The sequence below is a fragment of the Pseudorhizobium xiangyangii genome (assembly GCF_020531965.1).
GTDB lineage: Bacteria > Pseudomonadota > Alphaproteobacteria > Rhizobiales > Rhizobiaceae > Neorhizobium > Neorhizobium xiangyangii.
Genome location: NZ_JAJAWH010000029.1, coordinates 25,852 through 39,322, shown reverse-complemented (window position 1 = coordinate 39,322; position 13,471 = coordinate 25,852). Strand labels below are relative to the sequence as shown.

The window sequence follows — 13,471 nt, the reverse complement described above, 5'->3', positions numbered from 1 at the left end:
AAGCTGGATCAGGAGAACGTCAGCGGACGCTCGCCCTGCTCGTCGCGGATCCACGTCGGCAGGCCGATATGGTTCAGGATGTTCAGGAACGGCCGTGGCGGAAGCTCCTCGACATTGGCCATCTTCTTGATGTCCCACTCGCCGGTGGCAACCAGCATGGCGGCCGCGACCGGCGGAACGCCTGCCGTGTAGGAAATGCCCTGGGAGCCGACTTCGTTGTAGGCTTCCTTGTGGTCGGCGACGTTATAGATGAACACCGTCCGCTCCTTGCCGTCCTTGATGCCCTTCACGAAGTCGCCGATGCAGGTCTTGCCCTCGTATTCGGGAGCGAGCGACGACGGGTCGGGCAGGCAGGCTTTTACGACCTTGAGCGGCACGACTTCGGAACCGTCTGCGAGCTTGACCGGCTGCTCGGACAGAAGACCGATCGACTTCAGGACGGTGAAGACGTTGATGTAGTGATCGCCGAAGCCCATCCAGAAGCGCACGTCGGCGCCATCCATGTTCTTGGCCAGCGAATGCACTTCGTCATGACCGCAGAGATAGGCGCGACGGGTACCGACGACCGGCAGATCATAGTCCTTGCCGATCTCGAACATCTTGTTGACGTTCCATTCGCCGTTCTGCCAGGAATAGACGACGCCGGTGAACTCGCGGAAGTTGATTTCAGGGTCGAAGTTCGTAGCAAAATACTTGCCGTGGCTGCCGGCATTGATGTCGACGATGTCGACGTCGGTCACCTTGTCGAGATACTCGTCCTTGGCGAGACGGGCATAGGCGTTGACGACGCCCGGATCAAAGCCGGCGCCGAGAATGGCGGTGATGCCCTTCTCCTCGCATTCAGCGGCGCGCTTCCACTCGTAGTTACCGTACCATGGCGGCGTTTCGCAGATCTTGTTCGGCTCCTCGTGGATCGCGGTGTCGATGTAGGCGACGCCGGTATCCATGCAGGCGCGCAGTACCGACATGTTCAGGAACGCTGTGCCGACATTGATGACGATCTCGCAGCCGGTTTTCTTGATAAGAGCCTTGGTGGCCTCGATGTCCAGCGCGTCGAGCGCATGCGCTTCCAGCACGCCCGGCTGCTTCATCGCCTTTTTCTCATGCACGGACGCGATGATGTCATCGCACTTGGACTTGGTGCGCGAGGCGATATGGATGTCGCCGAGGACATCGTTGTTCTGGGCACACTTATGAGCCACGACTTGTGCGACGCCGCCAGCGCCGATGATGAGAACGTTCTTTTTCATGATGGGGACCAACTCCTTAAGTCCAATCGTCAGAAGCCTTAGGAAAGGCTGTGTTCGTAATCCGCGTAGTCGAACTCGCGGACCGTCCTGAGGCTGCCATCCAGTTCACGGATGGCGATTGCCGGCATTTTCACGCCGTTAAACCAGTTTTTCTTGACCATCGTGTAACCGGCAGCATCCTGAAACGAGATGCGGTCGCCGATCTTGATCTCTTCAGGGAAGTCGAATTCTCCGAAGATGTCCCCGGCAAGACAGGACTTGCCGCAGACCATGGCACGATGGGGCCCCTGGTTTGGGTAAACCTTTGCATTTTCACGGTAGATCAGAAGATCCAGCATATGCGCTTCGATGGACGAGTCCACCACGACGAGGTTCTTGCCGTTGTAAAGGGTATCGAGGACGGTGGTTTCGAGCGTCGTCGACTTGGTGATAGAGGCCTCGCCCGGCTCCAGATAGACCTGCACGCCGTATTCGCCGGAAAAGCGCTTCAGCCGCTCGCAGAATGCATCGACAGGATAACCCTCGCCCGTAAAATGGATTCCACCGCCGAGGCTTACCCATTCAGCCTTCTTCAGGAGCGGCGCAAAGCGCTCCTCGATCTGGCCCAGCATCCGGTCGAACAGCGAAAAGTCATTGTTCTCGCAGTTGTTGTGGATCATGAAGCCGGAAATTCGGTCCATCACCGGCTCGACCTTTGTCACGTCCCATTCGCCCAGCCGCGAGAACGGGCGGGCGGGATCGGCCAGGTCGAACGAGGACGAGGAGACGCCCGGGTTGAGGCGCAGGCCGCGGACGATGCCGGCGGACTGGCTGTCGAAACGCTGCAGCTGGCCGATCGAATTGAAGATGATCTTGTCGGCGTGGCTGACGACCTCGTCGATCTCGTAATCCGCGTAGGCGACGGAATAGGCGTGCGTTTCCTTGCCGAAACGTTCGTGGCCGAGACGGACTTCGTTGAGCGACGACGAGGTCGTGCCATCCATGTAATCGCGCATGAAGTCAAAGACCGACCAGGTCGCAAAACACTTCAGCGCCAGCAGCGCCTTGGCGCCGGACGCTTCGCGGACACGCGCAATTGTCTCCAGGTTGCGGAGCAACTTTGACTTGTCGATCAGGTAATACGGTGTCTGGATCATGGAATGGACGCCTTGCCTCGGAGCATGCCCGTCAGGAAGGGGGCGAATACCCCGGATCGTCCAGAGACTCAACCCAAATCCGCCCGGCAAGAAGGATTGTCCGGCTTTGTCCAGGCAGTCCGGACGGCTTCCATCCTCCAAGAGGCGAAGCCGTCCGGACTGGAAGCGATCAGATTACGCCAAGCGCGTCCATGGCTTCAGCCACCTTGACGAAACCGGCGATGTTGGCGCCAAGCACATAATCGCCCGGTGCACCATATTCGTCGGCGGTTTCTGCACACGTGTCGTGGATGTTGCGCATGATTGTCGCGAGGCGGGTCTCTGTTTGCTCGAAGGTCCAACTGTCGCGGGACGCGTTCTGCTGCATCTCGAGGGCGGAGGTTGCCACACCACCGGCGTTGGCTGCCTTGCCGGGCGCAAAGAGAACCCCTGCCTCCTGAAAAATGCGGATCGCGTCGGGCGTGGACGGCATGTTGGCGCCCTCGCCTACAGCGATCACACCATTCTCGACAAGCGTCTTGGCATCCTTACCGGTAAGCTCGTTCTGGGTTGCCGACGGCATTGCGACATCGCAGGCAACGTCCCAGATCGAGCCGGCGTCGGCTTTGACGAAGTAGACGCCCTTGCCCTCTCCCTTTGCGCGCAGATAGTCGGAGATGCGAGCGCGGCGGACTTCCTTGATTTCCTTCAACAGCTTGAGATCGATACCGTTTTCGTCGACGATATACCCGGAGCTGTCGGACACGGCCAATACCTTGCCGCCGAAGGACTGCACCTTCGCCACGCTGTAGACCGCGACGTTGCCGGAGCCGGAGACCACAACCTTCTTGCCGTCAAAGCTCTGACCCTTGCTCGCCAACATGGATTGGACGAAATAGGTGTTACCATAGCCAGTGGCTTCCGTGCGGGCACGCGAGCCACCATAGAACAACGCCTTGCCCGTGAGTACGGCCGCCTCGTAACGGTTGGTCAGGCGCTTGTACTGGCCGAACATGTAACCGATCTCGCGCCCTCCCACACCGATGTCGCCGGCCGGAACGTCGGTGTACTCGCCGATATGGCGGTGAAGCTCCGTCATGAACGACTGGCAGAACCGCATGATCTCGCCGTCAGACCGGCCGCGCGGGTTGAAGTCGGACCCGCCCTTGCCGCCACCGATCGGCATGCCGGTTAGCGCATTCTTGAATGTCTGCTCGAACCCGAGAAATTTGATGATCCCGACATTGACCGAAGGATGAAAGCGAATGCCGCCCTTGTAGGGACCAAGGGCTGAATTGAACTGTACCCGGAAGCCGCGATTGATCTGAACCCGGCCTTCATCGTCAACCCACGGGACGCGGAAGATGATCTGCCGCTCCGGCTCGCAGATCCTCTCGATCAGAGCGTTTTCAAGATAACGGGGATGCTTGGCGATTACGCGTCCCAAGCTCTCCAGAACTTCTCGGACCGCCTGGTGAAACTCGTGCTCGCCTGCATTGCGCCGCAACACCTCCTGCAGGATCGGCTCGAGCTTCTCGTCCACTTTTACCATTTCAGCTACTCCATCAGCCTGACGCACAACAAATGCTCAATTGCACACTGCATTAGCGAAACAAATGGAAAAGAGAACAGAATTTTTGGAATTCTGCTTATAAACCGCCCTCCATGGTGATCAAATAAGCAAATCCCGCCATGCGGGGCATGGCGGGATTTGCTACTCAGTTCCTGACGTTCGCCGCGATCAATTGACAGCGGTGAGGGTCATGGAGGTTCCCGTCGCTGCGACATTAAGTCCAAGCTGGCCCTGTACGCTGATCGTCTGCAGATGGATGGACCCAGAGGTTCCGCCGATCAGGATGTTAGCGCCGACGCCTGCGCCAACGGTCGCCTCAGCGGTGACGCCCTGATACAGCCCGGCGAGCGAACCGGAGTGATAGCCCGCCGTCGGTGCGAAGACGGCCCAGACCATCCTGCCTCGCGTCGTAAAGCCTAGGTCGATGCCCATCTTGCGGAGCGCACCCGCGTAGCTATCAGTGCGGGACCCGTCGATCGAGCTGAAAGTACAGCCGACTTCCTTGGCCGACCCCAGTACGTAGCCAACTCCACCGCCGATGTCACACGTCAGATAGCCGATCTTCACACCGTTGCGAGCGTCCGATTCCTGATAGACCGGCGCCTGTTCTTGATAACGCACGGCATCGGCAGCCAGAGCGGCTGGAGCGATGACGGTTGCGATTGCTGCTGCCGAAAGGGCGGCCGTGAGGATCTTTTTCATTTTCAGTCTCCGTTTCTGAAATTCTGCGGCATGCCCCCGTCGCGGAGGACCTGCGTGATTTCAGTTGGAGAGAACGATTGTGATGGGAGAATGATCCATCGGGGCAAATAACGGTTCGTTAACTTTTATTTCAGCCATCCCTAACCGCGGTTGCTTCGGGAATGCCAGTTCCAGGCGGAACGAATGATATCCTCGAGGCTGTATTGCGGCTGCCAACCAAGCACATCGCGCGCCTTGTCGTTATTGGCGACGAGCGATGTGGAGTCACCGTCCCGCCGGCCGACATATTCGACGGGGAACGGCCGACCAGACACATCGGAGATTGCGGACAGCAACTCCTTCACCGTCGTGCCCGTGCCGGTACCAAGATTGAGTTCGACAGTTTCCCCGCCGCCGAGAAGATAGTCGACGGCCCGGACGTGCGCATCCGCTAGGTCGAGGACATGGATGTAATCCCGGACGCAGGTTCCATCGCGCGTATCGTAATCGCTGCCGAATACCTTGAAACCATCCCGCCGACCGAGCGCAGCTTCGATCGCCAGCGGAACGGCATGTGTCTCGGGCGAGTGCCACTCGCCGATACGTCCTTCGAAATCTGCTCCCGCGGCGTTGAAGTAGCGCAGCATCACCGAGCGCAGGCCCTTGTAGGTGCCGTAATCCTTGAGCGCCTGTTCGATGACCCATTTCGTCCGACCATAGGGATTGATCGGAGCCTGCCGGTGGGTCTCGTCCATCGGCACCTGTTCCGGCAGCCCGTAGGTTGCGCAGGTGGACGAAAAGACGAATGCCTCAACACCGGCGGACATCGTAGCCGCCAGAAGCGTGAGCGCACCGATGACATTGTTCTCGTAGAAGCCAACCGGGTCCTTCACCGACTCGCCGACTTCGATCAGAGCCGCGAAGTGCAGCACGGCATCGGGCTGGTGCTCGGCGAAAACCTCGTCGAGCCGTGCACGGTCCCGGATGTCGCCTTCCTCCAACGGTCCCCAGCGAGCGAACTCTGCGTGGCCGTTCGAGAGATTATCGAAGACGATCGGCTGATAGCCCCGCTCGGCGAGAACAAGACATGTATGGGATCCGATGTAACCGGCCCCACCAACGACCAGAACTTTCTTTTGCGTCATGCGAATCTCAATCCAGACAGGTTGCGTACAACCGGCACTATAGACGGAGACACCGCGATGGAAATAAGGCGCTGCGATCCGTTGCGCACCCATAACGCAAACATGGCGCGGACCAAGCCGCGCCATGTTGTTTCGAACTCACTTCTGGAAGGTGATCAGCTCTCCCGGTCACCCGTGAAGTTCAGCAGCAGCTGGAAGATGTTCACGAAGTTGAGGTAGAGCGACAGCGCACCGAATACAGCGATCTTCTGCTGGGACTCCTGGTCGACGTTCTCGGCATACTGTTCCTTGATATTCTGCGTGTCGTAGGCCGTCAGGCCGACGAATACGACGATACCGATGACCGAGATCGCGAATTGCAGCGCGCTCGAGCCGAGGAAGATGTTGACGACCGAAGCGATCACCACGCCAATCAGACCCATGATCAGGAACGAGCCCATTTTCGACAGGTCGCGCTTGGTCACGTAGCCGTAAAGGCTGGTGGAGCCGAACATGGTGGCAGCGATGAAGAACGTGCGCGTGATGCTTGCGCCGGTGAACACCAGGAACACCGATGCCAGCGACAGCCCCATGACCGCGCAGAAGGCCCAGAAGGTCATCTGGGCAGCCGAGGCCGACATGGTCTGAATGCGGAACGTGAAGAAGAACACGAAGGCCAGCGGCGCGAGCATCACGACCCACTTGAGCGGCGACGAGAAGATCGGGACGTAGAGAGCCGGCGTCGTGCCAACGATGAAGGCAACAAGGCCCGTCACAACCAGGCCAAGGCCCATATAGTTGTAGACGCGCAGCATGTGCTTGCGCAGACCCTCGTCGAAGAGCGCCTGCGACTGTGTCGCCTGATAGCCGAAGCGGGGTGGAACAGTGTTCATATAGTTCTCCTGTGAGTTCAACGAAGATTACGGGCAAGCGCTTCGGCTTGCTGTTTAAGATCGGCAGCATTGCCGTGGTCGGCGACAAGGGCGTAGGCGACGTCTCCGGACTGCCAGTAGGACGCCTGTGCGTCAGCGACCTGTGCCTCAGACACGGGCTCCACCGAGAACGTGCCGGGCCGCACGGCAAACAGAGAAATTCGGCTATCGCCCTCCTGCCGAATTGCCATCTCGACACTGGGGCCGAAGGCGGACGGGAAGATCTGGACGTCCGTGACCTGCCAGTCGTCGGGCAGATCAGGCATTACGATGCCCGTTGCGGCACGCACGTCGCCGGCATCGAAGTCCGGGGCCTCGTGTTGCGATGGCATGCGCCCCCGCAACATCGCGGTACCGTGCGCACGAACGGCCTCTTCCACGAAAGCAGGCGTCGGTACGGACGCGATAACCTCCCGGGGTTCGAAGGGCTTGAGATAGCCGTTGGCTGCCCAACCGATCGTCACAAGTGCCAGGGCTGCGGCAAAGCGCTGAAATGCCCGGAAGAGTCGCCGGTTCGACAAGGCGCCTTGAAGCCGCCGCGCCGCTTCGCGGGTCGCCGGGCGACCGTGAACGTCAGATCGAGCAAGCGCCAGTCGCAGTTCACCCCGGACACGCAGGTCGGCCATGACCCTGGCCGCTGCCTCCGGGTATTCCGAAAGGTAGGCCTCGACCTCGATACGACGGCTGACATCAAGTTGCTCGTCGATATATGCGTCAAGGTCGCCGGGCAGTATCGGATCAGTCAGTGTCATCTTTTCCGCCTCCGATAATTTTCAGGTGAGAGTTCCGGCGCACGTCTTTCTCACTCTGTTCCAGGGCCCGCAGCTTTTCTCTGGCGCGCGAAATGCGCGACATCAGGGTCCCGACGGGGATTCCCAGTGACTCGGCCGCCTGTTGATAGGACAGGCCTTCGATTGCCACGAGATGAAGGGCATCGCGTTGTTCATCCGGAAGGACAAAGAAGGCGTTCTGCAACTGGCGCAGACGGACCGCGTGATCAGGATCGGTACGATCATTGATCTCCGTCAATTGCGCCGCTGCAGTCAGCCTCGCATGTTGCGAGCGCGACTGCCGAAGGCGATCGATGTAGGTGTTGTGAACGATCGAAAGCAGCCAGTTCTTCAGGTTGCCACCGGTCTTGAACGTCTGCTTTCGCTCATAGGCGCGAACCAGAGCGTCGTGCACCAGGTCCTCGGCGTCATCCCCGTCTCGCGCGAGCGAACGCGCGTACCGGCGAAGCGCCGCCAACTGGCCGATCACATCGAAAGGGTCTCTGCTTGAGCTCATGTCTTCATATACGTTCGCCGCGAGCTTTTATTCCGCATACCGCGTAAAAATTTTCGGACACCCGCCCGCCGAGCGTACGCCTCCGGTTACCTGACATCTTGACCGTGTCGCCATTTTCACCGATGGACCATCAAGGACCTTTCATACCCGTATGGTCTCGTGTTGAGGAGGAATACTTATGAACATGCTTATCGGTCGCGTCACCGCTGCCGGCTTCGTCGTATCCAGCCTTTGGGCTACAGGCGCATTTGCCCAGAGCACCGAAGTTAAGATCGCCTACGCATTGGCCAAGGAGTCCCATTACGGCGCTGCTGCCGATGGCTGGGACAAGTACGTCACTGAAACCAGTGGCGGCCGGTTCACGTTCACGCACTTCCCCTCCTCCGCTCAGGGCGGCGAGCGCGAAGTCATCGAAGGCCTTCAGCTCGGAACAGGCGTTCAGGCCGTCGTCGTTTCTTCCGGCGCACTGTCCAATTTCGTGCCGGAAATCGGCGTGACGGACGTCCCGTTCCTCTTTCGCGACCTCGGCCACGCCCGCGCCGTGCTCGATGGTCCTCTCGGCGAGGACATCCTGGCGAAATTCACCGATCGTCAGTTGATCGCGCTGGCTTGGGGCGAACAGGGCTTCCGCCACATCACCAATAATCGTCAGCCGATCGAGAAGCCGGAAGATCTTGCCGGCCTCAAGATCCGCACGATGGAAAACCCGGTTCACATCGCTGCCTTTGAAACCGCCGGCGCCGCGCCGACACCCATGTCCTGGCCGGAAGTTATCCCGGCCCTGCAGCAGGGCGCCATCGACGGCCAAGAGAACCCGCTCTCCGTCATCGTCTCCGCGAAACTGTGGGAAGTGCAGAAGTACCTGACCGTTTCTGGCCATGTTTATTCGCCGGCAATGCTGATCGTCTCGCCGACCTTCTGGGACAGCCTGTCGGATGAAGACAAGAAGATCTTCGCCGATGGCGCGTTGAAGGGGAAGGAAGCCATGCGCACCTTCGTCGACGATTCCGAAAAGAACGGCGTCGAGACCGCAAAGGCAGCCGGTATTCAGGTCAACGTGCTGAGCGACGAGCAGAAGGCGCAATTCCAGCAGGCCATTCAGGCTGCCTATGATCAGTACTATGAGTCCTATTCGAAGGAACTCATCGACCAGATCATTGCAACGAAATAGCAATCGGAGGCACCCCCGCCAACCTGCGGGGGTGCCATTCTTTCGACGTTCCAGCCAAGGGGGAGATGGCCATGCGCAAGGCAGAAACAATATTTCTGGAGGCCAACCGTTGGGCGCTGATTGGCATTCTGTCCGCGATGGCCATTCTGGTGTTCACGAACGTAACCCTCCGATACGTCACCAATCACTCCATCACGTGGTCGGACGAGGTCGCTCGTCATATGATGATCTGGCTGACCTTCATTGGAGCGGGGCTGACACTGCGTCACGGCGGCCTGGTCGCCATCGATAACCTGCAGTTGGCCTTAAGCGAACGCAAAGCATTCCTCGTTCGTATCCTCGTGGCCATCATCATGCTCGCCTTCTTCGTCACGATGATATGGGCAGGCAAGAGCTACGTGGAACGCACCATGTTCCAGACCACGCCCTCCACGCGAATTCCCTTCGGCTACATCTATCTCGCCATGCCGATCGGCTTCGGCCTTCTCATCGTCCACGTTCTGCTGGTCCTGAAAACCTATCTGAAGGGCGGCATGAGCGCGCTTCAAGGCGAGGATGACGCACCGCCGGTTGCTGCCTGACAGCAATCGCGCTCACTCCTCCCCGCACAAGCACCTTGCAAGAAGCCCGATCATGATCATCATTCTCTTCGTCTCGTTCTTCATCCTGCTGGCACTGGGCGTGCCTGTCGCCTTCACCCTTGCCATTGCAACATGGCTGGCGGTGGTTCTCGGCAGCAACTACCCTCAGATCGTGGTGATCAAGGAGATGTTTACGGGCGTGGACAGTTTCCCGCTGCTCGCCGTACCGTTCTTTATCCTTGCCGCCGAACTGATGACAGGTGGGGCGCTTACCCACCATCTCCTGCGCCTTGCTGCGCAGTTCGTCGGCCGCGCGCGTGGCGGCCTCGGCTATGCAAGCATCATCTCCACGACCCTCTTCGCCGGCATTTCGGGCTCGGCACTGGCCGCTGCCGCAGGCCCCGGCGCGATGTCCATCCGGATGATGGAAAAGAGCGGCTACGACAAGCGTTATGCCTCGGCTCTTGCTGCAGCCGTCGCCGTTGTCGATCCCATCATTCCGCCGTCCATCACCATGATCATCTATGCACTGCAGGACCCGCGGGTCTCGGTGGGCGGGCTTTTCCTCGCCGGCGTCGTCCCTGGCCTCGTCATCTCGGCGGCGATGTGCGTCGTGAACTTCTACATCTCGCGCAAGCGCAACTACCGTTCGATGGACATACGACCCACCGTGCGGGAGATGATCTCCAACACGTTCTACGCCGTGCCTGCAATGGCCCTTATCGTGATTGTCGTCGGCGGCATTCGCATGGGCTGGTTCACGCCAACGGAAGCTTCGGTCATCGCGGTCTTCTACGCACTCTTCTGCGGCATGTTCATCTACCGCTCGTTGAAGGTGAAGGACCTGCCCGACATCATCTTCCGCTCGGCGATGGTGACCGTGGGCATCCTGCTCATCCTCGCCTCCGCCCGCGCCTTTGCATGGGTGCTGATCATCGAGGGCGTGCCACAGTTCATGGCGGATACCATTATCGGCTGGGACCTGAGCCCGCTCGTCTTCCTGCTTGCGGTCAACGTTCTGCTGCTGGTGTTCGGCATGTTCATGGACCCGCTACCCGGCGTGATGATCCTGGTGCCCATCCTGGCACCGATCGCCTTCCAGCTGGGTATCGACCCGATCCAGTTTGCGATGGTCGTCATCCTGAACCTGACGATCGGGCTGATCACGCCGCCCGTCGGCGCGCTGCTGTTTGTGGTGTCGTCGGTCGTCAAGATCAGGGTAAGCGAGATCACCCGGGAGATTTCCCCCTTCCTCCTCGCTTATGTGGTTGTCCTTCTGCTTGTGACCTTCATGCCTACCCTCTCCACGTGGCTGCCGCGGCTGGCAGGCTTCTAAGCCCGTAGCCAGCGACATACACCACGTTTGAGCAACGTTCGCGTGGCCTCGGTCAGGCCGCGCGAACCCGCTCCACCGGCAATCAGTTCTGGTAGTAGGCCATGTACTGCTCACGGAACTGTTCCGGAGCACCCGCATCCGCGTAACGGGACAGTCGCGACATCTCGGTGTCGTTCAGAATGACGCCGATCACCTTCGATGCGATCTGTGGGTCTGAATCGAGCACGTTCTGGACCGTCTTCACGGGCGTCACGCCCCATTTCGCAACGAAAACGAAGCCGTCCACATGTGGCTCGAACGCCTTGGCATCGATGACTGGAGCAAGCGGCGCCAAGTCAACCACGATGACGTCAAAGGTTTCCCGGACGCTTTCCAGAAACTTCGTCATGCCGTTCGACGACAGGAGCTCACTGGTGTGGGCGAGCGTTTTCCCACGCGTCGCAACCGGCATGATCGCCAGCTTCGAACGCCGGTCGACGCGAACCGCTTTCGTCCATTCCGTTTCCTGGAGCGCCACTTCGACAATGCCGGTCTCAGGTTCGGTTGCGAGCATCTTGCTCAATCCCGGATTGCGAAGGTCCCCGTCGATGACCAGAGTGCGCAGACCGCTGGCGGCCAGCAGACCCGCGAAGTTTGCGGCAACTGTGGACTTGCCTTCACCGGGAAGGCAGGAGACGACGCCGATGATCCGGCACTTGCGACCTTGCAACACGATATCACAGGCCAGGCGAGTGTTCCGCAACGTCTCCGCAAAGCTTGACCGCGGCGACTCGACCGCTACCCGCATCATCTGCCGGAAGTCGATCCGTTCCCCTTCGGGCATTGTTTGCGGCAGGGTTTCGGCCTCAGTCGCGGTACTTGCCTGGGCTTTTTGTCCGCCAATATGCGGCAGATAACCGAGGAACCGCATGCCGAGCTTGTCCTGGACATCCTCACCCGTCCGGAAGAACCGTTCGCGGAATTCCAGGAAGCCCGCAATGGCACCACCGGCAAGCAGGCCGAGAACCAGCGAAAGCGCCATCGTCAATGTCTTGCGTGGGCTGGAAGGCGCGGTAGGCACGCCGGCCTCGGAAATCACCCGCGCCTTTGCGATCGGAAACGACTGCTGCTGCGAAGCCTGCTCGAAACGAGCGAGATAGGACTGGTAGAGCGTCTTGAGGGCGGCCGCCTTCTGTTCCAGTTCCGAAAGCTGGACCATCGAGACATTCGCCTCGGAGTTCCGACCAGCAACCTTCTCGATGCTATCGCGAAGCGACCTCTCCCGAGAGCTTGCCACTTCGAATTCGTTGCGGAAGCTTCCCGTCAGCTGTTCCAGCTCCGTATAGATTTGACGCGACAGGTCCGCCTTCCCCGCCTTGAGGGCAACGGCCTGCGGATGGTCAGCGCCGAACTGCTGAACGATCGCCTGTTCTCGCTCGTTGATGGAAATGAACCGCTTCCGCAGGTCCTGCAGGATCGAGTTATCTGTATCTCTCGATGAGACAACGGCGTTGCTGACAGCGGCCTCTTGTCCCTGATCGAGGATCACCTTGTACTGTTCGTATCTGGCCGATGCGGTCGCGGCATCCGCTTGGGCCACGATAAGCTGGCTGTTCAGGTCGGAAAGCTGCTGGGTCGACATAAGCTCGCCGCGCGGAGATACCAGCCCGTGTTCGGTCTTGTATTGTTCCACAGCCAGAGACGCCTGCTGCGAGCGCGTGTTGAGGTCCGTCAGTCTCTCCTGCAGCCAGACGGAGGCACGTTCCGTCGCATCGAAATTGGCGTTCAGTTGCTCCTCGAGATAGGCACTCGCGTAAGTCTTGGCGATGAGAGCGGAGAGCCTCGCGTCGGGAGAGCGGGTCGCCACGGCAATGACCGAGCTGCGCCCAACGCGCTCGACCGTCAGCGACTGCTGCAGGATCGCGGCAGCCTTTTCGCGCCGGCCTGCCCGCATGGCTTCTTCCGTTGCCGGAGGGCCGCCCGGCAGCAGCGCGGAAACCACGCTCCGCACGGTACTCTTCGCGAGATCGACAGGACCCTGCGGCGGATTGACGAGTATCTCGTTCTGGTCAAGCTGGGCGTTGTCCACGACCCGCAGTGCCAGAGCCTTTGACTTGAGGATTTCGACCGCACTCGACATGCGATTGTCGATCTGTTGTGCCGTCTGCGAGCTGTCCTCCTCCTCCGCGAAGCGGGAAAGGTTCTCGTCGATCAGGATCTGGGTCATGGCCGTGTAGACCGGCTGGGCGGTGAACAGGTAGATGCCCGCAAGAACGACCGCCGCCGCCACGCAGGCGATGATCACCCCGAGACGCCGAACGACCGCGCTCCAGAGTTTATCCAGATCGATGAAGCTGTCGCCGTCGGGCCGATCGTTGCGGAAATTGGGCCGCATTCGGAAATTTACCTGATCCATGGTCATGTCGCCTTGGGTACTCATGG

The 13,471-nt window shown here is 59.8% G+C and carries 12 protein-coding genes; 3 read left to right on the top strand and 9 right to left on the bottom strand.

What is annotated here, in order from left to right:
- Positions 1-8: 8 nt before the first annotated feature.
- The 8 genes from LH464_RS20720 to LH464_RS20685 form a co-directional block, all read right to left on the bottom strand.
- Complete coding sequence (locus tag LH464_RS20720) at positions 9-1,250, bottom strand: saccharopine dehydrogenase family protein (RefSeq protein WP_226788312.1); 1,242 nt, start codon at positions 1,248-1,250, stop codon at positions 9-11.
- 38 nt (positions 1,251-1,288) lie between these two features.
- A complete protein-coding gene (locus LH464_RS20715) occupies positions 1,289-2,386 on the bottom strand; it encodes a carboxynorspermidine decarboxylase (RefSeq protein WP_226788311.1) in 1,098 nt (365 codons plus the stop codon).
- Positions 2,387-2,555: 169 nt separating this feature from the next.
- Positions 2,556-3,917, bottom strand: coding sequence for an NADP-specific glutamate dehydrogenase (gdhA, locus tag LH464_RS20710; protein WP_226788310.1), 1,362 nt, complete (start codon positions 3,915-3,917; stop codon positions 2,556-2,558).
- A 189-nt stretch (positions 3,918-4,106) separates the two neighbouring features.
- The gene (locus LH464_RS20705) at positions 4,107-4,640 is read right to left on the bottom strand and encodes a DUF992 domain-containing protein (RefSeq protein ID WP_226788309.1); all 534 of its coding nucleotides are present in this window, start codon (positions 4,638-4,640) and stop codon (positions 4,107-4,109) included.
- A 140-nt stretch (positions 4,641-4,780) separates the two neighbouring features.
- A complete protein-coding gene (gene galE / locus LH464_RS20700; RefSeq protein ID WP_226788308.1) occupies positions 4,781-5,764 on the bottom strand; it encodes a UDP-glucose 4-epimerase GalE in 984 nt (327 codons plus the stop codon).
- Between the two features lie 155 nt (positions 5,765-5,919).
- Positions 5,920-6,636, bottom strand: coding sequence for a Bax inhibitor-1/YccA family protein (locus tag LH464_RS20695; protein ID WP_226788307.1), 717 nt, complete (start codon positions 6,634-6,636; stop codon positions 5,920-5,922).
- 17 nt (positions 6,637-6,653) lie between these two features.
- Positions 6,654-7,427 (bottom strand): anti-sigma factor family protein, encoded by a 774-nt coding sequence (locus LH464_RS20690; protein ID WP_226788306.1) that lies wholly within the window; start codon positions 7,425-7,427, stop codon positions 6,654-6,656.
- Positions 7,414-7,962, bottom strand: a complete 549-nt coding sequence (locus LH464_RS20685) for a sigma-70 family RNA polymerase sigma factor (protein WP_226788305.1) — start codon at positions 7,960-7,962, stop codon at positions 7,414-7,416. Before LH464_RS20685 ends, LH464_RS20690 begins: the two co-directional genes overlap by 14 nt.
- Positions 7,963-8,140: 178 nt before the next feature.
- On the opposite strand from LH464_RS20685, the gene LH464_RS20680 reads away from it, so the two are divergent.
- The 3 genes from LH464_RS20680 (at position 8,141) to LH464_RS20670 (ending at position 11,050) form a co-directional block, all read left to right on the top strand.
- Positions 8,141-9,133 carry a TRAP transporter substrate-binding protein gene (locus LH464_RS20680; protein WP_226788304.1) on the top strand — a complete coding sequence of 331 codons (993 nt, stop codon included), beginning with the start codon at positions 8,141-8,143 and terminating at the stop codon, positions 9,131-9,133.
- 71 nt (positions 9,134-9,204) lie between these two features.
- Positions 9,205-9,714 (top strand): TRAP transporter small permease, encoded by a 510-nt coding sequence (locus LH464_RS20675; RefSeq protein ID WP_226788303.1) that lies wholly within the window; start codon positions 9,205-9,207, stop codon positions 9,712-9,714.
- Between the two features lie 52 nt (positions 9,715-9,766).
- Complete coding sequence (locus LH464_RS20670) at positions 9,767-11,050, top strand: TRAP transporter large permease (RefSeq protein WP_226788302.1); 1,284 nt, start codon at positions 9,767-9,769, stop codon at positions 11,048-11,050.
- A gap of 82 nt (positions 11,051-11,132) precedes the next feature.
- Here LH464_RS20670 and LH464_RS20665 read toward each other — a convergent pair whose 3' ends face one another.
- Positions 11,133-13,445, bottom strand: coding sequence for a polysaccharide biosynthesis tyrosine autokinase (locus LH464_RS20665; protein WP_226788301.1), 2,313 nt, complete (start codon positions 13,443-13,445; stop codon positions 11,133-11,135).
- Positions 13,446-13,471 lie beyond the last annotated feature (26 nt).